This is a genomic window from Streptomyces xylophagus (assembly GCF_000716435.1).
In the GTDB taxonomy this organism is placed as follows: Bacteria; Actinomycetota; Actinomycetes; order Streptomycetales; family Streptomycetaceae; genus Streptomyces; species Streptomyces xylophagus.
The window spans coordinates 103887-126595 of the sequence record NZ_JNWO01000013.1 but is presented as its reverse complement, the minus strand read 5'-3'; the positions used below and the strand labels follow the sequence as shown (position 1 = coordinate 126595).

The window sequence follows — 22709 nt, the reverse complement described above, 5'->3', positions numbered from 1 at the left end:
CGATCGTCTACGGGCCGGGGCTCTACCGGTAGCCTCCCGCCCGCTGCCTTCGCCTTCCGCGGATTGCCGCGTCCAGGGAGAACACGGAGGCGCCCGCGAGGACGAGGGGCAGCCAGGCCATCAGGTAGGCGAGGTCGTTGCCGTAGTAGTACGGGTCGGACTGCCAGCTCACGGTCAGCCACAGGCTGAGCGAGATCAGCGCACCGCCGACTGCGGCGAGGCGGGCCAGCAGGCCGATCAACGTGCCGATACCGACGGCGAGTTCACCGAAGGCGATGGCGTAGCCGAAGCCGACGGGGTTCTTCAGGGACAGGTCGACCAGGGCCGGGATCGCCGAGGAGTCACGGACCGCACGCATCGTCTCGCCGACCGAACCGGCGCCGGAGGACTTCATGAAGGCGCTGTCGGTGAGTTTGTCCAGGCCGGCGTAGATGAAGGTGACGCCGAGGAAGACGCGCAGTGGAAGCAGGGCGTATCGGGTGGCGGTGTCCCGCCAGTTCCGATCGCCGTCGAGGTAGGGGGTTTGCGTATCCATCCGAGTGCCGTGAGTCATCGCCCTTAGCCGCCTCTCGCCCGCCGTTGACCCCTCAACAGACCATACGTACGAAAAGGGGGACCCGCTCAACCATGGTTCAGCCAGTTTTTCCGACTCCGGCAGGAATCTTCTCGTACAGGAGTCCGATCAGTCCGTCACCTCGACCACGCAGGCGTTCGTCTCCACGCCCGCCGCGGTCACGACCTGTACCTCCACGCGGCCGGGTTCCACGTCTACCGGGACGGGGACGGTGAGGAGGGTGTCCGTGGGGTTGGAGAAGCCGCCGGTGACCGGGACCAGGGGGACGTGGACGTTGACCGGGCCGATGCGGACGACCATGCGGGAGAGTCGGTCGGCGGTCTGGGCGCCGGGGGGTACGAAGCCGGCGCCGCGGATCTCGATGTCGTCGCCGGTGCGGATGGGGGCGTCGAGGTCGCCCGCCTCGCGGGAACGCACCACCGAGAGGATGACCGGACGGCCGCCCTCCGCGTACTTGCCGGCCAGGTATGTCGCGGCGGAGATGAGGACGACGACCGCCAAGCCCCAGGGCAGGTCGGGCAGTTGGTCGGGGCGGCGGGCGAGGCGTACGGCGACGAAGACGAGGGCGACGGCGCTGATCGCGACGTACTGGATGTCGGCGAAGGTGCCGCGGCCCGCGTCGTCGGTGAGGAGGTCGGCCGCGCGGGGGCGGTCGGCGGGGATCTTCTGGAGGCGCTGGCCCAGCACGCGCAGGCCGACGACCCGGCGGACGAGTACGGCGATCGCGCAGACGACGGCGAGGACGGTCACCACTCCGGCGCCGCGGGCGAGTTCGAGGCCGGAGATGAGGGTGTCGCGTTCGGCGTGGTCGGAGGCGGCGGCGAGGCGGCCGGCCAGGACCAGCACCGCGTACGCCACGAACAGCACCCAGGAGACGGCCACCGCGCGGGAGGTCGACAGCCGGTTGTCCTCACCGATGACCGGTGCCAGCGCTCCGCCGCGCGCCCGGTGGAACCAGGAGGCGGCCGTCAGCGCGCCGGCGACCACGAGCGCGGCCAGCAGTCCGGCCGTGCGTGCCGCCGTCCAGCCCGCGCCGATCGCGGTGAGCGACTGCACCAGGAGCAGGACGACGAAGGCACCCCACACCGCGAAGGCCGTGCGGTGCCACAGGCGCGCCAGCCAGGCGCCGCCCTCGGCACGGCCGCGTTCGGCGACGGCGTCGGCGGACTGGGTCAGTTCGTCCGACACCCACTGCCGGGAGGCGGACGCCGAGTGCGCCACCGCCGCCGGCAGCCCCTCCCCGGCCGCGAAGCCGTCCCGTTTGACGAGGAACGCGGCGACCGCGCGCCGATGCCCCTCGCGTGCTCCGTGCGGGCAGTCCCCGCAGGTGCAGCCGCCTCCGTGGGCACCGAGCTGCTCGCCGCCCTGTCTCGCCTCCTGCACCGCCACGCCCGACGCCTGCCTTCCCCATGACCCTCATGGACCTCGGCCCTCGACCCCGGGCCCTCACGTTCGGCGGCCGGCTCCGAAGCCTTTGGCCACCGCCTTGCAACTCCCGCACGACAACAGCGGATTGTGCCCTACGGGACACGGCCCGCGTCCGGCAGGTCTGGTCAGCGCGGGTGAAGTGGCGGCCGCCGTGTTGACCCGGCTGCGAGAATTTGCGTATGGCCGAGATCATCCAGCGCGACGGGACCTGGGCCTTCGACGGCACAACGGTCCGTATCACGCCGGGACTTCACCGCTCCGTGCCACTGTTCCGGCAGACGTACGGCGAGATCGCGGTGCCCCTCGAAGCCGTCGCGGGCGTCGTCTACGAACCCGAACGCAAGCGTGGCCGACTGCGCCTGAGACTGCGCGAGGGCGCCGACCCCCTGCTCCAGGCGACCGGCGGTCGGCTGCCGGACCCGGCGGATCCGTACCGGCTGATCGTGGACATCGACCGGTCCGGGGTCGCCGAGTACGTGGCGGAGGAGATCCGGCACGCGCTGCTCCTCGACCAGATCCCCAAGGAACCCACGAAGGCCTATCTCCTCCCCGGCCCGCCGGTCCCGGTCTCCGTCCGCTCCTCCGACGGCACGGTGTCCTTCGACGGCGCCCAGGTGCGCATCGACTGGGCGGACACCTCGGAGCGCGTCAAGCGGGCCACCGGGCCGCGGATAGTCGCCGTGGGCGACCTCGTCCAAGTGGAGTGGTTGCCCAACTCCGGCTACGAAGACGGGTTCATGCGGTTCGTGACCCGCGAGACGGTGTTCTCCAAGCTGCCGCCGGAGAAGGACCCGTACGCCCTCGATCTGTGGGGCAGCACCCGCCGGGATCTGCTCACCGCGCTGGTGGCGACGGCGGTGACCGCGCGGCTGCCGCACCCGTCGACCCGTGAACACGAACGCGACAACGGCGAGTTCGCGGATCGTCCTCGGCGCGCGGCCAGTGTCCCGCCGCCGGCCGACCATCACGACGTACTCCTGCGCAGATTGCGGGAGTTGGGCGAGCTGCACCGGGACGGGGTGCTCACGGACGAGGAGTTCACGATGACCAAGGCGGCGGTGCTCCGCGGTTTCAGATAAGGAGTTCGGACAGGGGGCCTCAGCTGAGGAGGTCGGGTTCGCTGCGGCTGATGTCCTGCCACAGGGGCTGGTAGTTGATCCACGCGACGAGGTCGCCGCCGGTCTGTTCGCGGGTGGCGACGGCGAGTTTGTGATCGATGAGGAGGGGTCTGCCGGCCGCTTTGGCGAGGAGCTGGACCTGGCAGGAGCGTTCCATGGACAGGAACCACCAGGCCGCCGCGTCCACCGAGTCGCCGACAGTCAGCAGTCCGTGGTTGCGGAGCACCAGCGCCTTGCGCGAGCCGAGCCCGGCGGCGATGCGTTTGCCCTCCTCGGCGTCGACGGAGACACCGCTGAAGGCGTCGTAGAGCGCGTGGTCCTCGTAGAAGGCGCAGCTCTCCTGACTGATCGGGTCGAGGAAGTCGCCGAGGGCGGAGAGCGCGCGGCCATGCACGGAGTGGCAGTGGGCGACCGCGACGACGTCCGGGCGGGCGGCGTGGACCTGGGAGTGCACGGTGAAGGCGGCCTGGTTGACATGGTGGCCGCCCTGGAGCACCTGGCCCTCGGAGTTGGCCAGCACCAGATCGCTGACGGTGACGTGCCGGAAGGGCATCCCGAAGGGGTTGACCCAGAAGCAGTCGGTGAACTCGGGGTCGCGGGCCGTGATGTGCCCCGAGACCCCGTCCTCGAAGCCGAGCCGGCCGAACAGGCGCAGGGCGCCCGCAAGCCGCTCCTTGCGGTGCCGGCGTTCGTCCTCGACCGACTCGTGCATCGGCGGCATGGCGAACTGCAGCCGGTCGGTGGGCAGGGGGGAGGGCGGCGTCGGCCCGTGCATCGGTCCTCCAGCACTGGGTTTGTTGTAAGGGCGAGAAGTTACCGCCGGTCGGTCGAAAAGGGCAGTGCCGGTCTGTAAAGAGGACAGAGGATGTCTGTTATCGGCGGAACACTCGCCGTATGACTGCGAACTGGGCCACCTTCTCCGCCGCCGAACCTGACCTTGCCGCGATTGTCGAGGGGCGCTTCGGTTCCTTCACTCACCATGTCCTCGCGACCCTGCGCAAGGACGGGTCGCCGCGTACCACCGGGCTCGAAGTGCGGTTCCTGGACGGTGAGTTGTGGCTCGGGATGATGCCCGACTCGCTCAAGGCGCTGGATCTGCGGCGCGATCCGCGGTTCGCGCTGCAGGCGAATCCGGGGGCGGGTACGGAGATGGGCGGCGGGGATGTGCGGATCGCCGGGCGGGCGGTGGAGGTCACCGATGCCGGGGCGAAGGGGGCGTACAGCAAAGAGGTGGAACCGCCGGAGCCGTTCCACCTCTTCCGCACCGAGCTGACGGAGGTCGTGCGGACCTACGTCGAGGACGAGAAGTACCTGGTCGTGCAGGTCTGGAAGCCTGGAGCGGCGGTGCGCACCGTCAGGCGTACATGAGGGTTACTCCCACTCGATGGTGCCCGGGGGCTTCGAGGTGATGTCGAGGACGACTCGGTTGACGTCGGCGACCTCGTTCGTGATGCGGGTCGAGATCTTCGCGAGGACGTCGTACGGCAGGCGTGACCAGTCGGCCGTCATGGCGTCCTCGGAGGAGACCGGGCGCAGGACGATCGGGTGGCCGTAGGTGCGGCCGTCGCCCTGGACGCCGACGCTGCGGACGTCCGCGAGGAGGACCACCGGGCACTGCCAGATGTCGCGGTCGAGGCCGGCCGCGGTCAGTTCCTCGCGGGCGATGGCGTCGGCGTCGCGGAGGAGGTCGAGGCGGGCCTTGGTGACCTCGCCGACGATGCGGATGCCGAGGCCGGGGCCGGGGAAGGGCTGGCGCTGGACGATCTCGTCCGGGAGGCCCAGCTCCTGGCCGACCATCCGGACCTCGTCCTTGAACAGCTTGCGCAGCGGTTCGACGAGCTGGAATTCCAGGTCTTCGGGGAGGCCGCCCACGTTGTGGTGGGACTTGATGTTGGCCGTGCCGGTGCCGCCGCCCGACTCGACTACGTCCGGGTAGAGCGTGCCCTGCACCAGGAACGCGACCTCGGGGCCCTCGTCCGCGATGATCTCGGCCTGTGCCTGCTCGAAGACGCGGATGAACTCGCGGCCGATGATCTTCCGCTTCTGCTCGGGGTCGGAGACCCCGGCGAGCGCGGTGAGGAAGCGCTCCTCCGCGTCCACGACGACGAGCTTGACGCCGGTCGCGGCCACGAAGTCCTTCTCGACCTGCTCGGTCTCGCCCTTGCGCATCAGACCGTGGTCGACGTAGACGCAGGTCAGCTGGTCGCCGATGGCGCGTGCGACGAGCGCGGCCGCTACGGCGGAGTCGACACCGCCGGACAGACCGCAGATGGCGCGCTTGTCGCCGACCTGCTCGCGGATCGCGGCGACCTGCTCGTCGATGACGTTGCCGGTCGTCCAGTTCGGGGTGAGGCCCGCGCCCCGGTACAGGAAGTGCTCCAGGACCTGCTGGCCGTGCGTGGAGTGCATGACCTCGGGGTGGTACTGGACGCCGTAGAGCTTCTTCTCGTCGTTCTCGAAGGCGGCGACCGGGACGACGTCCGTGGACGCGGTGACCGTGAAGCCCTCGGGGGCGGCGGAGCAGGCGTCGCCGTGCGACATCCACACCGACTGCTCGTCCGGGGTGCCCTCGAAGAGGGTGGAGGACGACCTGGAGACATGCAGTTCCGTACGGCCGTACTCGCGGGCGCCGGTGTTGTCGACCGTGCCGCCGAGGGTGGTGGCCATCAGCTGGAAGCCGTAGCACATGCCGAAGACGGGGACGCCGGCGTCGAAGAGGGCGCGGTCCAGGCGGGGGGCGCCCTCCGCGTACACCGAGGACGGGCCGCCGGAGAGGATGATCGCGGCCGGGTTCTTGGCGAGCATCTCCGCGACCGGCATGGTGCTCGGCACGATCTCGCTGTAGACCCGGGCCTCGCGGACGCGGCGGGCGATGAGCTGGGCGTACTGCGCGCCGAAGTCGACGACCAGGACGGTGTCGGGGGCGGGGGTCGCTGCTGACACGGGGGCCTTCCGGCGGTGGGGCGGGGGTCTTGGGTACCGATTCTAACGGGGTCGGCGTGGGACACCTGGTCGTCCCGGGGGCTCCGCCCCCGGACCCCCGGCGCCTATGCCCACCCACCGCCCGACTCGGTGGGCTGAAAGGGCACCGTCACCGGTCGACTCGCTGGGCCAATGACGCACCCCCGCCATCCGCCCCGCACCCTCACAACCCCCTGTGCCATACTCCCCCCATGCTCACGCACCCGACCTTCCTCTTTACCTATGGCAACCGGCCCGCCGGCTGCCATGGTCGTGCTGCTTGAGTTACTGACAAGCGACTTCCCAGGCGCCCCGGGCCGACAGGTCCGGGGCGCCTGGTGTTTTCCCGGATCTGTCGACCGGGGGCGCTCCGTCCACAAGGAGCCCCGTATGACCGCCACTACCCCCGAGCAGACCATCGCCGACGCCCGTGAGCGCATCGACGCCCTCGACGACCGGATCATCGGTCTGATCCAGGAACGCGTCGCCGTGTCCGCCGTCGTGCAACAGACGCGGATCGCCTCCGGCGGCCGGCGCGTGCACCTGTCGCGCGAGAACGAGATCCTCAGCCACTACAGGGACGCGCTGGGCAAGCCGGGCACGGCCCTCGCGATGACGCTGCTCGAACTGTCCCGGGGGCGGATCTGAGTTCGAGCCCCGTCTCACCCGTACGGCGCGTGACCGCCCCGCGCACCCCTTCGTTGGTGGGGGTGTCCGTGCCAGCCAGGGGCGGGCCCGAAAGAACCACGCGTGGCTCGCTGGGGCGATGAGACGTACGGATCGTGCCGTACGTCGTGGGACCTCGCTCCAGGGTCGTGACCGGACGGCAGGGGACAGCAGCCCGGTCACCCAAGAGAACGGTCGGCTCCGGGGACGCCCGGGGCCGCCCGGCGGAAACTGCAAAAATGCACAAAGCCGGATCGAACGGTTGCGAAGGCCGCGTCCATCCAGCACGATGCGTAGAGAGTCCCCGGGCGCCCTTCCGAGCCCCAAGTCCCAGCGCAGACAACGGCATTGCGGTGCACCGTCCCACTGCCAAAGGTCGAGACCAAGCGTGCGCCCCGCGTGCGCCGGGGCGCCGACCCGGGGCACTTCAGACAACTTGAGACCAGCGGCGCAACCCCCCGGCGCCGCTTCCCAGGCACCGGCGCCGCCCTGACGTCGGTGCTGACGGAGAAGGGCCCCGCGGCTCCGTCCCGCGGGGCCCTTCGCTTCCGTTCACCACAGGTCCAAGCCGCAGACCTCAGGTCCGAGCCTCAGGCCTGAGGTCCGAGCCGCAGACCTCAGGTCCTGCTCACCGTCCCGCAGGTCCCGGTCGCGCCCTCGCCGATGGCCTTGCTCCGGTCGTACGGGTCCGTCGTCGGGCCCGAGGGCGACGGGCCCGTGGGGGACGCGGCGTCGGAGTGGAACTCCGGGTGCAGATAGCCGTCGTAGACGTCGCAGGCCGAGTTGCCGAACTCCGCGTTGTAGGAGCTGAGGGACAGCAGGCCGGGGGTGACCTGGTAGCGGGACGGGTCGAGGATCTGGACGTCGATCACACGGCGGACGATGGTGCGGGCGACCTCGGTGGAGCCGTCGGTGCGGACCAGCGGGTAGACGAAGGTGTAGTCGGTGTGCACGGTGACGCCGCCGCGGGCGTCCTTCGCGAAGGTGATGCGTCCTCGTGTCTTCACGACCTTGCCGACCAGCCGTACGTCCTTGGGGTCGAAGCGGCTGAAGAGCATCGTGGGGTCCTGCGTCCTGCTCGGGGCGGTGAGGGACGCGTTCAGGTCGTCGAGAAGTTTGGGCTGTTTCGGGTCGAGCACCGCGAGCGCGGCGGACGGGCGGGCGCCGCCGATCGTCTTCGGGTCGAGGTTGGCGGCGGCGAGCAGGATCTTCGTCTGCTGGAGGGCCAGTTCGACCCGGTCCCTCGATATCGATCCGACGGCTTTCGCCTTCGGCAGGACGATGCCGGCCGCGCCGTCCGCCCAGTTCAGGGCGGGCGAACCGGCGAACGGCCGGTCCAGGGTGGGGGTTTGGGGGTCGACGGCGGAGGGTGCGGCGGTCGGGGCGGCGGTCTCCGGAGGGAGCGGGGACGAAGCGGCGGGGTCCGATTCAGCCTTGCCGCCGAAGGGGTCGCCGGGCAGCAGCGAGGGTTTCATCGCGACCACGGCGACGGCTATGGCGAGCGGGACACCGAGGACGGCCCAGAGGCGACGCCTGCGCCGGGCCTGTCCGTTCATCTCCTGCCAGGCAGGACCGGTGCGCCAGCCCTCGGGCTGCTCGCTCTTCTTCAGCCGCTCGGTCACCTGGCGGGCGCGCGCGGACGGTTCCTTCTGGGCGGAGGCCCGGATGTCGCGTTCCGTGTCACGGGCGAACTTGTCCCAGACGTCGTCGGGGATCTCCGGGGTCGAGGACGGTTCCTCGGACGGTTTGTCAGACACCAGGTAGTTGTAGGCGCCCGAAAGCGTGTTCACAAGAAGAACCTGGGTGTGACACAGCCCACATAAGGATTCGGTGAGAGTGGGCACAACCGTTCACAGCCTTCCCGGGTCTCACCTGCATAACCAAGGGCCACAGCCGCGCCCCACACGCGGAGCCCTCCACCCAGTGCGCTGCACCGTCGCAGCACATCGGACTCCTTGAGGACTTCATGAAGCTTCGCCGTGCCATGGCCGCGGCCGCCGCGACGGCCGTCATCGCTCCGCTCGCTCTGCTGTCGGCGCCGGCCGCGTTCGCGGAGGAGTCTTCGTCGCCGACACCGACCGACAGCGTGACCGGGTCGCCGTCCGGGTCGCCGTCGGACACGGCCTCGCCGACGCCGTCCGACACCGGCTCGCCGACCGGCAGCACGCTGCCGAGCGACTCGGGCACGCCCTCGGCGAGCGACAGTTCGTCCACGTCCGCGACGCCCACCACCTCGGCCGAGCCGAGCGATGAGCCGACGGACCCGGACGTGCCGTTCTGCGAGGACCTGGACGAGGACTTCTCCGACGCCAAGGTATCCGCCGACATCAAGGGCCTGCCGGGCAAGATCGTCGCGGGCGACGGCTTCCACGGCTTCGAGCTGACCGTCACCAACGACTCGAAGACCACAGTCGACGGCGTCGCCTTCTACGCCGAGGTCGAGAACTACGAGCTCGACGAGTCGAAGTACCTCAGCCCGTACGTGGACCTGGAGTTCAAGAACCCCGAGTCCGGCTCCTGGGACCGCATCGGCGACGACGAGTGGGCCGGTGACTACTTCTTCTACGTCGACGCCCTGAAGTCCGGCAAGAGCAAGACCGTCGACCTGCGCGTCAGCATCAGCGCGAAGGCCCCGGCCGGCGACGCCTACTCCTTCGGCTCCGGCGCCTACCTCGACAACGTCAAGGGCCAGGACTGCATCGCCGAGGGCTGGGCCGAGTACGACTTCGAGGTCCTGAAGGCGGGCTCCTCGAACACCGACCCGGGCACCGCCACCCCGGGCGACGGCGGCAAGGACACCTCGGTGAAGAAGCCGCAGGGCGAGGTCTCCGACCTGCCGACCGGCAACCTCGCCTCGACCGGCTCCAGTTCCGCGCTGCCGGTGATCGGCCTCGTGGGCGGCGCCGCGGTCGTCGCGGGTGTCGGCGCGGTGGTCATGGTGCGTCGGCGCAAGACCGGAGAGGGCGCGTAACACGTAGCTCGCTCGACGAAGAAGGACCTGCGCTCGGAGGGGGGCGCAGGTCCTTCTGCATGTCTGCATGTACTGCAAGTCATGTACTGCAAGTCATGTACTGCAAGTACCGCCTGTTTCCTACGACTTCGGCGGCACCGTCGGCATCCCCAGGAACGGCAGCCTCAGCGCGCCGAACGCGCCCTCGGGGACCGCCGGTTGACGCGGTTCCACCGGCTTCAGGCGTGCGTACGCCAGCCCCTGCTCCGGGCGCGGGTCGGGCTCGCCCTTGTTGGGCCAGTACGACATCGCGCGCTCGGCCTGCGCCGTGATGGTGAGGGACGGGTTGACGCCGAGGTTCGCGGAGACCGCCGAGCCGTCGACGACCGAGATGCCGGCGTGGCCGTAGAGGCGGTGGTACGGGTCGATCACGCCCGTCTCGCGGGAGGCGCCGATGGGGCAGCCGCCGAGGAAGTGGGCGGTGAGCGGGGTGCCCATCAGTTCGCCGACGTTCGAGCCCGCGAAGCCGTTGATCTCGGCGGCGATCGCCGCCGCGCCCTCCGAAGCCGCCCTGATCTGCTTGGGGTTGGGGGCGCCGTGTCCCTGACGGGCCGTCAACAGCCCCTTCCCCACGCCGTCCGGTTTCAGGTACGTCGTCAGGGAGTTGTCCAGCGACTGCATCACCAGGCCGATGATGGTCCGCTCCGACCAGCGGCGGTTGGAGAGCGAACGCAGGACCAGGAGAGGGTGCCGGGCCGCGTTCGCCAGCCAGGCCAGTGCCCTCGACGAGCCCTCCGCGTACGGGACTTGGAGGATGGAGAGGCCGCCCATCGAGTTGGAGCCCTTGCCGTAGCGGACCGGTTCGATGTGGGTGTTCTCGTCGGGGTGGATCGAGGACGTGATGGCGACTCCGCGCGTGAAGTCGACCTGTCGCTCGCCCGTCGCCTTGCGGTAACGGCGGTTGTTCGTCTGGGCGCCGACCAGCGCCTCGGAGTTGGTGCGGGTAAGTTCGCCCAACTTCTCGGAGAGGTACGGCAGTTGGCCGCCCGCCTTCATGCGGTGCAGGAGGGTCTGGGTGCCGTAGGTGCCGGCGGCGAGGACTACTCGGCGGGCCTTGAAGGTCTTCCCCTCCGACTTGCGGCGCGCGTCGGTCGGCAGCGTGGCGATCGCGTAGCCGCCCTGCGAGTCGTCGGTGATCGACACGACCGTCGTCATCGGGTGGACCACCGCGCCCGCCTTCTCGGCGAGGTAGAGGTAGTTCTCGTTGAGGGTGTTCTTGGCGCCGTGCCGGCAGCCCGTCATGCACTCGCCGCACTCGGTGCACGCCTTGCGGTCCGGGCCCGCGCCGCCGAAGTACGGGTCCGCCACCTGCTCGCCCGGCCTGGCCTTCGTGGTGCCCTCGGCGTCCTCGCCGTCGCCGAAGAAGACGCCGACCGGGGCCATGTGGAAGGTGTCTCCTACGCCCATCCGCTGCGCGGCGGCCTTCAGGTGGACGTCGGACGGGGTCATCGTCGGGTTGAGGCGTACGCCGAGCATGCGGCGGGCCTGGTCGTAGTACGGGCTCAACTCCTCCTGCCAGTCGGTGATTTCGCGCCACTGGGGGTCTTCGAAGAACGGCTTCGGCGGAACGTACAGGGTGTTGGCGTAGTTGAGCGAGCCGCCGCCTACGCCTGCGCCGGCGAGGACCATGACGTTGCCGAGCAGGTGGATGCGTTGGATGCCGAACAGGTTGAGTTTGGGGGCCCAGAGGTAGTTCTTGAGGTCCCAGGAGTTTTTGGGGAGCGTGGACGGGGTGAAGCGGCGGCCTGCTTCCAACACGCCTACGGTGTAGCCCTTTTCGGTCAGGCGGAGGGCGGTTACCGAGCCGCCGAAGCCTGAGCCGACGACTATTACGTCGTAGTCGTAGGTGTCCTGGGGCACGGGTTCTCCTCTTTGAGTTTCGCGTGCAGGCCGTCTGTGGTTGCTCGCGCAGTTCCCCGCGCCCCTAAAAGACAAAGGCCCTACCTGAGCCTGAATGCCTTCATCACCCGGAGGCTGGTGCTCATGAACTTCGCGTACGCCTCGTCGTCCATCCCCAGCGAGGGAGCCATCGGCAACAACCGTTGCTGGGCGACCGTTTGGGCCTCGGTGTACTTGAGGATGCCCTCGGAGCCGTGGCGGCGGCCTAGGCCGGAGTCCTTCATGCCGCCCATGGGGGACTGGACGCTGCCGTAAGCGGGGGCGTAGCCCTCGTTGACGTTGACCGTGCCGGTGCGGAGGCGGGCGGCGACCGCGCGGCCGCGGCGGCCGTCCTTCGTCCAGACCGAGGAATTCAGGCCGTACGGCGTGGAGTTGGCCTGCTCCACCGCCTCGTCCTCGGTCTTGAAGCGGTAGATGGAGACGACCGGGCCGAAGGTCTCCTCGGCGCAGACCGACATGGGGGCCTCCACGCCGTCGAGGATGGTCGGCTCGAAGAAGTAGGGGCCGATGTCCGGGCGGGCGACGCCGCCGGCGACGACCTTCGCGCCCTTCGCGACGGCCTCCTCCACGTGGCGGGTGACCGTCTCCAACTGCCGCTCCCCCACCAGCGATCCCATGTCGGCGCCGTACGCGAGGGACGTGCCGAGGCGCATCGCCTTGGTGCGGGCGGCGAAGCGGTCCAGGAAGGTGTCGGCGATCGACTCGTGGACGTACAACCGCTCGATGGAGATGCAGAGTTGGCCGGCGGAGGAGAAGCAGGCGCGGACCGCGCCCGCCGCCGCCTTCTCTATGTCGGCGTCCTCCAGGACCACCATGGCGTTCTTGCCGCCGAGTTCGAGGGAGACGCCGATCAGCCGGGCCGCCGCGCCCTGCGCGACCTCGCGGCCGGTGCGGGTGGAGCCGGTGAAGGAGACGTAGTCGGCGTGCTTGACGACCTCGGGGCCGACGACCGGGCCCTCGCCGAGGACGACCTGGAAGACGTCGGCGGGCAGACCGGCCTCGATGAGGAGGTCGCGGGCCCAGAGGGCGGTCAGGCAGGTCTCGGTGTCGGGCTTCATGACCACCGCGTTGCCCGCGACGAATGCCGGGAGCGCGTCGCCTACGGAGAGTTCGAGGGGGTAGTTCCAGGGGGCGATCTGGCCGACCACCCCGCGCGGGTGGCGCAGTTCGGTGACCTTGGTGAGGGTCGGGACGGCGCCGGTGTGCCGCTTGGGGCGGAGGTAGGCGGGGGCCTTGCGGCCGTAGTGGCGGGCCGCGACGGCGACGGCCTGCACCTCCTCGTGCGCGTGCAGCCGCGCCTTGCCGGTCTCCAGCTGGATCAGGTCGAGGACCTCGGCCTGGCGGGCGAGCACCAGGTCGTGGAAGCGGAGCAGGACGGCCGCCCGCTGCCGTACCGGAGTCTGTTCCCACAGGGCCTGCGCGGCGCGGGCCGCGTCGAAGGCCTTCGCCACGTCCTCGGGGGTGGACTCGGGCAGGTCGGCGAGCTTCTCACCGGTGAACGGCGTGTGGTTGGCGGTCCGGCCGGAGCCGACCACACCCCTCGTGAGCTGGGCGACCAGCTCCGGGGTGACCACATCGGCGGCGGTACGGGCGCCTGTGGGGGCCGGAGCGAGGGGGTTCGTGCCGGTCGTCGTTTCCGTACCGGTCTTTTCCGGGGCCTGCGAGTCCGTCATGTGCGGCAGGGTATGCCGCGACGGGAGGTTTGGGTACCCGTCGGTAATCGGGATTCACCGAGTGCGCACATAGCGCCAGTGATCACTGGCAGCGAACCTGCTGATCAGGGCGTTGTGCGGGAATGATCACCCTCGGATCGCCTCCGGATCACTTTTCCGTGAGGGCCAGCCGGTCACGGGCGCCCTTGAAGAGCGCGGTGCCCTTCTTCTCGTCCGGGGTGCCCTTGGGCATGTCCACGCGCAGCTCGTACATGCGGTGGTCGGCGGTGCGGATGATCAGGGCCATGACGCGGGTCGGAATGCCGGACTGGTCGTAGACGGTGTCGGCGAGGACGGCGTCCTTGTTTCCCCGGAAGCTGGTGCGGGTGTACTGCGGGTGGGAGGTGCCCGTGCCCAGTGAGTGCGCCTCGGCGAGCGGTGAGCCGGTGGCCGCGTCCCACTCGGTGAGGCGGACACGGAGGGTGCCGGTGCCGTAGGTGACGGTACGTCTGCCGGATCCCGCCTGCGCGTCCAGCCGCTTGGACTGGGACGGGAGGGAGAGGACGGCGGACATCTCCTTCTCCGGGTGTGCGGTCCAAGGGGCGCTCTTGGCGTTGTCCCGGGCCAGGAGGCTGTCGACGACGGTGCCGAAGACCAGACCCGCCAGGAGGAGTACGCCGAGGGTGAGGAGAAGGGCGCGACGGGGGCGGGACTTGGGCTTGGGCTTGGGGTCGGCTTCAGGTTCGGGCTCCGGTACGACGGTGGCATCCTCAGGCCCCTCGTCCGGTTCCTCGTCGGGCGGCGCGTCCTGGACGGTGATCGGCGGCTCCCGTACGTCCCTCCCCTGGGCCACCGCCTCCAGTACCGCGCCGACCTCCTCCGCTCCCGGCCGCGCCTCCGGGTCCCGTGCCAACAGCCGCAGGATCAGCGGTCCGAGGGGACCCGCCCGGGTCGGCTCGGGCGGGTCGCCGGCGAGGATCGCGCCGAGGGTGGACTCCACGGTCGTACGGCGGAAGGGGGACGCTCCTTCGACGGCCGCGTACAGGAGGACGCCCAGGGACCACAGGTCGGAGGCCGGGCCTGCGCCGGTGCCCGACATGCGCTCGGGGGCGATGAATTCGAGCGAGCCCACGAACTCCCCACTCGCGGTGAGGGATTCCTCGCCCTGGATGTGCGCGATGCCGAAGTCGGTGAGGACGACGCGGTCGTGCGGGCCGAGGAGGACGTTGGCGGGTTTCACGTCACGGTGCACGATGCCCACGGCGTGGGCGGCGGACAGGGCGCCGAGGACGGCGCGGCCGATGCGGGCGGCGTCTGCGGGAGCGAGGGGGCCGCGCCTGAGCAGTTCATGGAGGGACTCGCCGCGCACCAACTCCATGACGATCCACGGGAGTTCGCCCTGTTCAGCTTCTATGACGACATCGTGGATGGCGACGGCGGAGGGGTGGTCGACCCGGGCGGCGGCGCGGGCCTCGCGGTAGAGCCGGTGGGCGGCCCGCTGGAACTCCTCGTCCTCCGGATCGCCGGGCAACCGCGGCTGCTTGACGGCGACTTCACGGTCCACGAGTTCGTCGAACGCCCGCCATACGGTGCCCATGCCGCCGGAACCGATCCGTTCGAGCAACCGGTAGCGACCGCCGACCAGCCGTCCGTCGCGCACCTGTTCGCCGACTTCGCTCATGCCCCATCAGTACCGTGCCGGATACGGCCTTGTCGACGCGCGTCCTACTTCCCGAGCACCAGCGTGTCGCCCGCCCGCCGCACCCGCGCGACACCGGTACCGCCGAAGTGCGCCGGAATCACCAACTCACCTTCGTCCGCCGCCCGTTCGAGCACGCGCCGCCGACTGTCCGCGGCCTGCCGGGGAGCGAGGCAGAAGCAGCTGCTGCACTCAGGATGGGCGATCTGGACGGGGCTGTGCAGCAAGTCCCCCACGAACACGGCCCGTTCACCGCCGGAGGCGACCCGGAGGACGGACGAACCGGGGGTGTGCCCGGGCGCGGACTCCAACGTCAGGTGCTCGTCGACGCGGTGCATGCCGTCCCACAGGGTGGCCAACCCGGCGCGGTGCACGGGCGCGATGCTGTCCTCGTAGGTCAGGCGGTCGTCGGGTCGTACCGCCCCGCCGTAGTCGTTGTCGGGCCCGAAGTGGAAGTCGTCGGCGGCGGGGAGGAGGTAGCTCGCGTTGGGGAACAGCGACTCCCAACTCCCGTCCACGTCATGGGTGTTCCAGCCGACGTGGTCGCCGTGGATGTGGGTGTTGACGACGACATCGACTTCCTCGGGTCGTACGCCGGCCCGCGCCAGCCGTCCCGGCAGGTCGCCCTGGCTCATGTGGAACAGCGGATTGCCGGGCCGCTCCCGCCCGTTGCCGACCCCGGTGTCCACGAGCACGGTCCGCCCGGCGCTGCGCAGCACCCACGTCTGGAGTGCCACGACCGCGCGGTCGGTGTCGGGGTCCCAGTGGTCGGGGGCGAGCGTCTCGCGGTTGTCCTGCCACACCTCGGGCGGCAGGTCCGGGACGAGGGTGCGGGCGGGGGCGAAGGGCCGGTGCCACTCGACGACACGGACGACTTCGACATCACCGATCATCATGGTCTGTGCGTTGTCCTCGGTCATGGAAATGAGCCTAGGGAGCCCGTGGTGAGTGTCTCAATGCGTGAATGACTCGGTCGGATACGCATACACCTCACCGGTGCCCCGCTGGCGTAGCGTGGCCGCATGGACGTGGTGAGCGACGCGATCTCCGCCGTACGGACCGGGCGGCCCTCCTCCAACCGGCTGCTGGTGGGCGGAAGTTGGTGCACGCGGCTGGCGCCGTACGAGGGCGCGGGGTTCCATGTCGTGCTCGGGGGCAGCTGCTGGTTGATGCCCGACGGGGACGGTGAGCCGGTGACGCTGGGCGCGGGGGACGTCGTACTGCTGCCGCACGGAGCGGGACACGTGCTGGCGGACTCGCCCGGAGACATCGCGCGGGCGGTGCCGTTCGAGGAGATGCGCCGGCCGGCCGGGGGCGGGGGCGGGCGTGCGGTCGAGTTGCTGTGCGGGAAGTACCGGCTCGACCGGAGCCGGACGCATCCGCTGATGGCGGAGCTGCCGGAGGTGGTCCATCTGCCGAACCGGGTCGGTCACCACCCCGAACTCCGGTCGGCCGTGGACCTGTTGGCGAACGAGCTGGACGAACGGCGGCCGGGAGCCTGCCTCGCGCTGCCGAGCCTGCTCGACCTGTTGCTGATCTACATGGTGCGGGCGTGGATGTCCGAGGCGGAGACCGGCAGTTGGCCGTCGGTGCTGAACGACCCCGTGACCACCGCCGCGCTACGGGCCCTGCACTCCGACCCGGCCGCGCCCTGGACCAACGACCGGCTGGCCGCGGCGGCGGGCGTGTCCCGGGCGACGCTGGCCCGCCGGTTCACCGCGCTGGTGGGGCGGGCGCCGATGGCGTATCTGACGTGGTGGCGGCTGACGTTGGCGGCGACCCGGCTGCGGGACACGGACGCCCCGCTGGCGACGGTGGCCCGGGAGGCGGGGTACGGCAGTCCGTACGCGCTGTCGCACGCGTTCAGCCGGGAGTTCGGGGTGACGCCGGGGAGGTATCGGGGGACCGTGCGGGAAGACACCCCTGCCTAGTCGCCGTCGGGCTCGTCGTACTCCTCCGCGAGCCGCAGCCCGAGGTCGGACTCCCACTCCAGGGCCCACTGCCGCAGTTCCGCGATCTCCCGCGTGCAGAGTCCGTGCGCCGCGAACTCCTCGTCGCTCACCCAGACCACACCCTCCAGCCGGTCCCGCAGCCCGAAGAGGTCGAAGTCCCCGCCGTCGGCCGCGAGTTGCTCCAGCTCGATCACCGAGTAGTGACGGCAGGCGGCGTACACGTCGATCACGTCGCCCGGCAGACCGCGGTCGCCGAGCACCCGCACGCTCAGGGCCGCGAGGTCGGCGGCCGTACCGCGGCTCACAGCGTGTCGACGTCCAGGTTGGCGATCGCCGCCTTCGCCACCTCGCGGCCGCGGGCCGTGAAGTCGCCCTTGCCCGGGTAGCTGATCATGAGCTTGTACATGTCCCCGGCGGAGGTCCTGTAGTAGAGGAGCTTCAGCTCGCGGGGAAGGGGGTCCTGGCTGTCGTAGGACGGGGCCGTGATCGTGTTCTCGGCGGACGGCCTGCCCTGGTACGTGCCGGTCGGCTCCGGCACGGTCTTCGTGGCCTCCCCGATGTCGAGGTCGATGCTGCCGTTGTCCACCAGGTCGCCGTTGTCCTGGTACATCTCGGCCGCCGCCGAGTCCTTGATGTAGCCGTTGGCGTCCTCGGACTTCTTGTCGAGGCTGAGGAAGATCCAGAGGCTGCCGCTCGGGTCGGTGTACGTGACCCAGTGCCCCTTGTCCGACTTACGGTCGGGGGTGGATCGCTTGTACGCGGCCGGGACGGCGAGCGTCGCGGCCACATCGGCCTCGTAGTGCTTCTCCCAGTCGTGCGGGAGCGTCGGCTGCCCGGCGAACGGGTTCCCGATCACCAGGTACGCCGCCACCGCCGCCGCGACGAACACGCCACCGAGCCCGAACCACACCTTGCGGCCCAACCGGCGCCCGCCTGCGGGGCGTTCGACGTACCGCACCTCCTGGGTCTGCACCGGCGTCGGCGGGTTGGCCACCGATTCCAGTACGGCACGCACCTGGGCCGCGTTCGGGCGGCTCGCCGGGTCCTTGGCCAGCAGGCCGGTGATGAGGTCGGCGAGCGGGCCCGGCGCCGAAGTCGGCGGTGCGGGCGCGGCGTTGAGGACCGACTGGAGGGTGGCGGGGGTGTTGCTGCGGCGGAACGGGGAGACGCCCTCCGTGGCCGCGTACAGGACCACGCCGAGGGACCACAGGTCGGAGGCGGGGCCGGGGCGCTGGCCCAACACCCGTTCCGGAGCGATGTATTCGGGCGAACCGACGAAACCGCCGGTGTCGGTCAGATTCGTCTCGCCCTCTATGTGGGCGATGCCGAAGTCGGTCAGGACGACCCGGTCGTGGCGGCCGAGCAGGACGTTGTCCGGCTTGACGTCACGGTGCAGGACGCCCGCCGCGTGCGCGGCCTCGAGGGCGCCGAGCACCTGGAGGCCGATACGGGCCGCGTCGCGCGCGTCGAGGGTGCCCTCCTGCAACGCGTCGCCCAGCGAGCGGCCGGTCACCAGCTCCATCACGATCCACGGCTGACCGTCGACGACGGCCACATCGTGCACGTTCACGACAGCCGGGTGGTCGAGCCGGGCCGCCGCCCGTGCCTCGCGACGCATTCGCTCGAAGGCGTTCTCTCGTTCGCGTTCGGGAAGGTTGTCCGGGACGCGGGGTTCCTTCACGGCGACCTCGCGGTCCACCGTCTCGTCCTTGGCGCGCCACACCGTGCCCATGCCGCCGTGGCCCAGCTTGCCGAGGAGCCGGTAACGACCGGCTATCAGGCGTCCGGTGCCGGGTTCCGGCGACGGGTCGGGAGCCGGGGCGGGAGTCGCGTACGGGTTGTTCGGGTGCGGCACCGGCGTGGGCACGGCCATCCGCGGGTTCGGCGGCTGCAGAGCGAAACTCGTGGGCTCGTCGGCCCCGCGTCCGGCTCCCCCGTTGCTGCTCATACGTCCATCCATATCGCGCCGGACGCCACCGCATCCAGCTCTGGACCTTTCCGGTCACAGAGCCGTGACGCGAGATGCCCTATATGTCGTGTTCATGCCCGTGCGAACGTGTCCAGCGCGACATCGAAGTACTCCTTCGCCTCCCGCACCTTCCCGACCGGCGCCGACACCCACACGTCGTACATCCGGCCGCCCTCCTCCCAGCACATGTCGTACGTGTGCCGGGGCCCCTCCGCCGTGCTGAAGCCGTTCCAGCTGAACTCCCAGAGCGCGGCGGGGTGTCCGTAGTGCGTGGTGTCGGTGACCTTGCCGTCGTGGTAACCGGGGTTCGTGTCCGCACCCTTGGCCGCCGCGCTCTTCATCACCGCGAGCGGGCCGCCCGTTTCGGGGTCGGACATCTTGATGCCGAGGCGGAAGGTCTCCCCCGGCGACATGTAGAAGATGCGCTCGCCCTGCGGCACGCGCACGAAGTCCTCCGGTACGGCGAGCGAGAAGCCGTCGGGGTCGTGGGCGAGGCGGTAACCGGAGGGCGCGGTGGGGGTGTTGGGCGTCCTGGCCGTCGCCGAAGGTGTGGCGGACGGTGTGCGGGACGGCGAGGGTGACGTACCGGCACTCGTGGACGTCAACGGCGCCGAACTCACCGGCGAGGCACCCTTCGCGACACCGCCGTCCCCGTCCCCCCGCAACAACAGCGCCGCCGCCGACACCCCCGCCCCCGCCATCGCCGCGACCAGCAACGCGGCCACGAGCACACCGCGCGTCGAACGCCGAGGGGGCTGCTCCGCCGTGGCAGCGGGCGTAGGCGACGGCACGGGGGTCGAGGGCGAGGGCACCGACTGCCCCCGGGGAACGTCCCGTTGGGTCGGCGTGTACCCAGGCGCCGGCTTGGCCGTACGGCGGGACGTCAGCTTCGGCGTACGCCCCGACGCCGATGTCGACGCCGATGCCCTTGCCGGCGTGCGCCCGGTGTCCAGGAAAGCCCGCAGCATCCGCTCCGCCTCGGCCGCCTCCAGCCGCCGTTCCGGATCGCGTTCGAGCAGCCCCCGTACGACGGGAAGCAGCGGCCTGGCCTCGTCGGGCGGGCGGATCTCGTCGAAGACGACCGCGTGCAGGATGCCGCCCAACGAGTCGCGCCGGAACGGCGATTCACCGCTGAGGATCGTGCACAGCAGCGCGCCCAGCGACCACAGGTCGGACGCGGGACCGGTCCCCAGGCCCGACATCCGCTCCGGCGCGGTGTACTCCGGCGAGCCCACGAACGCGCCGCTCTCGGTGAGCGTCGTGGCGCCCACGACCTGCGCGATACCGAAGTCGGTCAGGACGACCCGCTCGGAGTCGGCCTCGTCGGAGGCCGTCCCCAGCAGCACGTTGGCCGGTTTGATGTCCCGGTGCAGGACGCCCGCCGCATGCGCCGTACGCAGCGCGCCGAGCAGGGCGACCCCGATCCGCGCGGCCTCGGCGGCGTCGACGGGACCGCGCGTGGAGATCCGGTCGGCGAGCGAGCCGCCGTCGAGCAACTCCATGACGATGTACGGCTGTTCGTCCTGCTCGACCACATCGTGCACGACGATGATGTGCGGATGCCTGAGCTGCGCGACCGCCCGCGCCTCGCGCAGCGTACGGTCGCGCTGGCGCCGGGCCTCCTCCTCGGAGAGGGAGTCGTCCTGGGCGATCTCCTTGACGGCGACCTGCCGCCCCAGCAACTGGTCGGTCGCCCGCCACACGATGCCCATGCCACCGCGCCCGAGCCTGGCCTCCAGGCGGTAACGGCCCGCTACGACACGGAAGTTGTCTCCCGGAGTCCCCATACGCCCCATGATGCCCCACCGGACGGACCCCTTACCGGAGCGGCGACCAGCCAAGTACGCCGACCTTCAGGGGTGATCGTTTTCAGCCATGACGGGTTCCCTCACGGGAAACACATCGACGCCCAGGTGGCGGTCCTCGAAGGGAGCACGAGGCCGCGCCGGTCACCCCTCCTGGAAACTCCGCAGGATCACGTCGTACTGCTTGCTGGTAGTGGCCCAGTCAGCGGCCGGCGAGGCCGAGTAGATGGCGTACTCGGTGCCCTCGTTGTCCATGTACCCGACGTCGATCGCGCGGTAGGGCCCGGGGAAGTAGTGCGGCGCGTCCTTGGCCAGCGCGTTCCAGGTGTACTCCCAGCGGACGCCCGGCTGGTCGCGGAAGAGCTCCTCCTTGAGGCTCAGCCGCTTGTAGTCCACCAGCCGCGCCGAGACCCGCTGGTCCAAGTCCTCCATGTGCGCGTACGAGGTGCTGAAGTCCGGCGCGGTGTCGACCGCGACCCGCACGAGGTGCTTGCCCTTGTCGGGCGTGAAGTCGACCTGCTGGAGGCCGTCCTGGTCGATGGAGACGGACCGCTTCCACCCCTTGGGCAGGGAGATGCTGAAGCCCACCGGGTCCGCGCGCCGCTCCCAACCGTCGGGAACCGCCCCCGAACCACTCCCGTCGCTCGGCGTGGCACTGGCACTGGCACTCGTACCGGCGCTCGGAGTCGACGGGGCCGAGGCGGAGTCGCCGGCGCGGTCCGTGCCGAAGTGCTGCAGCGCGACCGCGGCACCTCCGCCGACGAGTGCGGCGAGGACAACGACCAGGACGACCGAGCGGACCCGGCGGCGCTTCGTCGGAGCGGGCGCGTGGGACGTGAGGGGGACGACAGGCGTGTGGTGGGTCGGCCCGGTCACCGGCGGGTACGGCGTCGCGCCCCCGGTCGCCGACTGGTACGGCGTCGCACCCGAACCCGAACTGAAGTCCTGCGCGAACCCCGCCTGGCGCGAGCCCACTTGCTGCGTCGGCAGCCACTCCTCCGCCGCCCGCGGCCGCCGCCCCTCGGCCGCCTCCGCGAGCATCTGCTCGGCCTGGTCGGCGTCGGGCCGTAGCGCGGGGTCCTTGTTCAGCAGCGCGGCGATGACGGGCGCGAGCGCACCGGCGTACCGCGGCTCGCCGGCCTCCTCCTCGACGACGGCCTGCATGGTGGACAACGGCGAGGTGCGGCGGAACGGCGAACGGCCCTCGACCGCCGTGAAGAGCGTGGCGCCCAGCGCCCACAGGTCGGAGGACGGTCCGGGGTCGGCGCCGCGGACGCGCTCGGGGGCGAGGTAGTCGACGGAGCCTACGACCTCTCCCGTGCGCGTGATGGTCGAGTCGCCCTCGATCTGCGCGATGCCGAAGTCGGTGAGCAGCACCCGCCCGTCCTGCCCGAGCAGCACATTGCCGGGCTTCACGTCACGGTGCAGGACACCCGCGGCATGCGCGGCACGCAGGGCGCGCAGCACCCACAGGCCGATGCGCGCGGCCTCGGCCGGCTCGATCCGGCCCTGCTCCTTGACCTCGTCGGCAAGGGAGTTGCCCTCGACCAGCTCCATGACGATCCAGGGGCGGCCGTCGTGCTCGAGTACGTCGTGCACGGTGACGACGGCGGCGTGGTTGATCCGCGCGGCGGCGCGCGCCTCGGCGCGGGTGCGCGCCAGCAGCCGCGGCTGGTCGCTCTCGGACACATAGAGCGCGGCCGTCAACTCCTTGATGGCGACGGCCCGGTGCAGTACCTCGTCGTGCGCACGCCACACCCGGCCCATGCCACCGCTGCCGATCGACTCGGCCAGCCGATAGCGCCCCGCGAGGAGCAGGCCCTGCATCTGATTCACGTTTCCCCGCAATGCTCTTGACAGGCTCAGCGTAAGGACAGGCCCTTGTCCAGGGAACCAGCGGGGTACCACGGAGACCGCACTGTGACGGTTGTCGCTTCTGCGCCCGAACGGGAACCACCGGGCCTCGGCGCGCCGCT

Annotated in this window: 17 protein-coding genes and 1 pseudogene; 5 read left to right on the top strand and 13 right to left on the bottom strand. The window is 70.7% G+C overall.

Annotated features, from left to right (window positions below; genetic code table 11):
* Positions 1-22: 22 nt before the first annotated feature.
* Positions 23-553 carry a DoxX family protein gene (locus OO70_RS27905; RefSeq protein WP_043677006.1) on the bottom strand — a complete coding sequence of 177 codons (531 nt, stop codon included), beginning with the start codon at positions 551-553 and terminating at the stop codon, positions 23-25.
* Positions 554-682: 129 nt separating this feature from the next.
* Positions 683-1963: a hypothetical protein gene (locus tag OO70_RS27900; protein WP_043677004.1), complete on the bottom strand. Its 1281-nt coding sequence runs from the start codon at positions 1961-1963 to the stop codon at positions 683-685.
* A gap of 218 nt (positions 1964-2181) precedes the next feature.
* Between OO70_RS27900 and OO70_RS27895 the strand changes: the two genes are divergently transcribed.
* The gene (locus OO70_RS27895) at positions 2182-3081 is read left to right on the top strand and encodes a DUF4429 domain-containing protein (RefSeq protein WP_043677002.1); all 900 of its coding nucleotides are present in this window, start codon (positions 2182-2184) and stop codon (positions 3079-3081) included.
* A gap of 19 nt (positions 3082-3100) precedes the next feature.
* Here OO70_RS27895 and OO70_RS27890 read toward each other — a convergent pair whose 3' ends face one another.
* Positions 3101-3895 (bottom strand): class II aldolase/adducin family protein, encoded by a 795-nt coding sequence (locus tag OO70_RS27890; protein WP_043677000.1) that lies wholly within the window; start codon positions 3893-3895, stop codon positions 3101-3103.
* Positions 3896-4014: 119 nt separating this feature from the next.
* On the opposite strand from OO70_RS27890, the gene OO70_RS27885 reads away from it, so the two are divergent.
* A complete protein-coding gene (locus OO70_RS27885; RefSeq protein WP_043676998.1) occupies positions 4015-4488 on the top strand; it encodes a pyridoxamine 5'-phosphate oxidase family protein in 474 nt (157 codons plus the stop codon).
* 3 nt (positions 4489-4491) lie between these two features.
* On the opposite strand, the gene guaA is transcribed toward OO70_RS27885, so the two are convergent.
* The gene (gene guaA, locus OO70_RS27880) at positions 4492-6063 is read right to left on the bottom strand and encodes a glutamine-hydrolyzing GMP synthase (RefSeq protein WP_043676996.1); all 1572 of its coding nucleotides are present in this window, start codon (positions 6061-6063) and stop codon (positions 4492-4494) included.
* A gap of 405 nt (positions 6064-6468) precedes the next feature.
* Here guaA and OO70_RS27875 point away from each other — a divergent pair.
* Positions 6469-6729, top strand: a pseudogene (locus tag OO70_RS27875) (chorismate mutase); the annotation flags it as partial.
* Positions 6730-7364: 635 nt separating this feature from the next.
* Here OO70_RS27875 and OO70_RS27870 read toward each other — a convergent pair.
* A complete protein-coding gene (locus tag OO70_RS27870; protein WP_043677245.1) occupies positions 7365-8504 on the bottom strand; it encodes a hypothetical protein in 1140 nt (379 codons plus the stop codon).
* Positions 8505-8713: 209 nt separating this feature from the next.
* On the opposite strand from OO70_RS27870, the gene OO70_RS27865 reads away from it, so the two are divergent.
* Positions 8714-9718, top strand: coding sequence for a hypothetical protein (locus tag OO70_RS27865; RefSeq protein WP_043676990.1), 1005 nt, complete (start codon positions 8714-8716; stop codon positions 9716-9718).
* A 120-nt stretch (positions 9719-9838) separates the two neighbouring features.
* Here the strand turns inward: OO70_RS27865 and OO70_RS27860 are convergent, their stop codons facing one another.
* From OO70_RS27860 to OO70_RS27845, 4 genes are all read right to left on the bottom strand, one after another.
* Positions 9839-11617 carry a GMC oxidoreductase gene (locus OO70_RS27860; protein WP_043676984.1) on the bottom strand — a complete coding sequence of 593 codons (1779 nt, stop codon included), beginning with the start codon at positions 11615-11617 and terminating at the stop codon, positions 9839-9841.
* Positions 11618-11697: 80 nt separating this feature from the next.
* Positions 11698-13329, bottom strand: a complete 1632-nt coding sequence (locus OO70_RS27855) for a succinic semialdehyde dehydrogenase (RefSeq protein ID WP_043676982.1) — start codon at positions 13327-13329, stop codon at positions 11698-11700.
* A gap of 148 nt (positions 13330-13477) precedes the next feature.
* Positions 13478-14989, bottom strand: a complete 1512-nt coding sequence (locus OO70_RS27850; protein ID WP_043676979.1) for a serine/threonine-protein kinase — start codon at positions 14987-14989, stop codon at positions 13478-13480.
* Between the two features lie 44 nt (positions 14990-15033).
* Positions 15034-15927 carry an MBL fold metallo-hydrolase gene (locus tag OO70_RS27845; protein WP_043676978.1) on the bottom strand — a complete coding sequence of 298 codons (894 nt, stop codon included), beginning with the start codon at positions 15925-15927 and terminating at the stop codon, positions 15034-15036.
* A gap of 102 nt (positions 15928-16029) precedes the next feature.
* Between OO70_RS27845 and OO70_RS27840 the strand changes: the two genes are divergently transcribed.
* Entirely contained in the window at positions 16030-16938 is a 909-nt protein-coding gene (locus tag OO70_RS27840; RefSeq protein WP_043676976.1) for an AraC family transcriptional regulator, read from the top strand.
* On the opposite strand, the gene OO70_RS27835 is transcribed toward OO70_RS27840, so the two are convergent.
* From OO70_RS27835 to OO70_RS27820, 4 genes are all read right to left on the bottom strand, one after another.
* A complete protein-coding gene (locus tag OO70_RS27835) occupies positions 16935-17264 on the bottom strand; it encodes a hypothetical protein (protein WP_043676973.1) in 330 nt (109 codons plus the stop codon). The genes OO70_RS27840 and OO70_RS27835 overlap by 4 nt on opposite strands.
* On the bottom strand, positions 17261-18907 hold the full coding sequence (locus OO70_RS27830) for a serine/threonine-protein kinase (RefSeq protein WP_043676970.1): 1647 nt from the start codon (positions 18905-18907) through the stop codon (positions 17261-17263). The genes OO70_RS27835 and OO70_RS27830 overlap by 4 nt, the downstream gene beginning before the upstream one ends.
* A gap of 92 nt (positions 18908-18999) precedes the next feature.
* A complete protein-coding gene (locus tag OO70_RS27825) occupies positions 19000-20715 on the bottom strand; it encodes a serine/threonine-protein kinase (RefSeq protein WP_043676968.1) in 1716 nt (571 codons plus the stop codon).
* A 162-nt stretch (positions 20716-20877) separates the two neighbouring features.
* Positions 20878-22560: a serine/threonine-protein kinase gene (locus OO70_RS27820; protein WP_043676965.1), complete on the bottom strand. Its 1683-nt coding sequence runs from the start codon at positions 22558-22560 to the stop codon at positions 20878-20880.
* Positions 22561-22709 lie beyond the last annotated feature (149 nt).

Excerpts from the sequence above, each read along its gene's own strand:
- OO70_RS27895 (WP_043677002.1), top strand. The coding sequence starts at position 2,182 with ATGGCCGAGATCATCCAGCGCGACGGGACCTGGGCCTTCGACGGCACA.
- OO70_RS27855 (WP_043676982.1), bottom strand. The coding sequence starts at position 13,329 with ATGACGGACTCGCAGGCCCCGGAAAAGACCGGTACGGAAACGACGACC.
- OO70_RS27865 (WP_043676990.1), top strand. The coding sequence starts at position 8,714 with ATGAAGCTTCGCCGTGCCATGGCCGCGGCCGCCGCGACGGCCGTCATC.
- OO70_RS27885 (WP_043676998.1), top strand. The coding sequence starts at position 4,015 with ATGACTGCGAACTGGGCCACCTTCTCCGCCGCCGAACCTGACCTTGCC.
- OO70_RS27850 (WP_043676979.1), bottom strand. The coding sequence starts at position 14,989 with ATGAGCGAAGTCGGCGAACAGGTGCGCGACGGACGGCTGGTCGGCGGT.
- OO70_RS27840 (WP_043676976.1), top strand. The coding sequence starts at position 16,030 with ATGGACGTGGTGAGCGACGCGATCTCCGCCGTACGGACCGGGCGGCCC.
- OO70_RS27820 (WP_043676965.1), bottom strand. The coding sequence starts at position 22,560 with ATGCAGGGCCTGCTCCTCGCGGGGCGCTATCGGCTGGCCGAGTCGATC.
- OO70_RS27905 (WP_043677006.1), bottom strand. The coding sequence starts at position 553 with ATGACTCACGGCACTCGGATGGATACGCAAACCCCCTACCTCGACGGC.
- OO70_RS27890 (WP_043677000.1), bottom strand. The coding sequence starts at position 3,895 with ATGCACGGGCCGACGCCGCCCTCCCCCCTGCCCACCGACCGGCTGCAG.
- OO70_RS27825 (WP_043676968.1), bottom strand. The coding sequence starts at position 20,715 with ATGGGGACTCCGGGAGACAACTTCCGTGTCGTAGCGGGCCGTTACCGC.
- OO70_RS27845 (WP_043676978.1), bottom strand. The coding sequence starts at position 15,927 with ATGACCGAGGACAACGCACAGACCATGATGATCGGTGATGTCGAAGTC.
- OO70_RS27830 (WP_043676970.1), bottom strand. The coding sequence starts at position 18,907 with ATGAGCAGCAACGGGGGAGCCGGACGCGGGGCCGACGAGCCCACGAGT.